General features: G+C 44.8%; 1 protein-coding gene. It reads right to left on the reverse strand.

Translation table 11 applies throughout. The annotated features are described in order from the left end of the window. Positions 1-534: fatty acid cis/trans isomerase (locus A3739_RS03265; RefSeq protein ID WP_197472004.1), on the reverse strand; the 534-nt coding region annotated here is incomplete at its 3' end. Positions 535-888 lie beyond the last annotated feature (354 nt).

An 888-nucleotide genomic window follows, 5' to 3' on the forward strand; every position in this document is an offset into this window, starting at 1 on the left:
AATTGTTGGACACTCTTGCGCACGATCTGTTGAGAAATCGAATACATCTGGGTCAAGTTGCGCCGTTTGCGGAAGCGGATGCTGACGCTTTTGCTCCAACATTTTTAAAAGCAAACTGCCCTGCACATTAGCGACAGGATTTTGCGCACGCTCATTCAATACAGGAAAATAATCCCGCGCACGCCACTCTTCGGTTGTTTTTGCATCGACACCAAGACGGGAGGGCTCAGCCGCTACGATACGAGCCCCGTCATATACCAACTCTTTACTCGCGCCACGATCAAGCCCGTCATATGACGACAACTTCAACTGACATGGACCGTCATAACAAGCATGACAACTGACACAACGCTTATCAAAGATGGGCTGAATATCGCGATGATATTCTGGGACACCTTGCTGATATTCAGCGACTTCACGATTTTGTACCTCGGGTTCACCCCATTGTTGATCAAGTTGATGTTGTGCAATCGTGGCACAACCAATGACGAAGAGGCTTATGAAGAAGTAACTAAGAAGGTGCTTTGATTTCATAATAGTCGGCTAGCTAATTTGGTTTGGATTCTATTTAGTTTGGCTAAGTAGCAGTTTAGAACAGCTGGGGAATGCTTCAAGATGAGGTTTTTGTTTTGACCTAAAGGTCGCTTGAAGAAGCTTTTAAGTTGAGCTGTTTATTTTCAAACTCTCGTTAATCTTAAATTCAATACTTCTAATCCGTTTATGTTCTTTCTTGCTCGCACAAGAAAGAACCAAAGAAATGCGTACCTGCTCTTCGGCCCTGCGGGTACATTCGTGACTGGTTAAAAATGGCGCTGCAGGACTCGTTCGCTACGCTCTCTCAAACAGTCCTCGCTTTATCCATTTTTAATTGGCGTCACTCATCCTACG

This window comes from Oleiphilus sp. HI0067, from assembly GCF_001635735.1.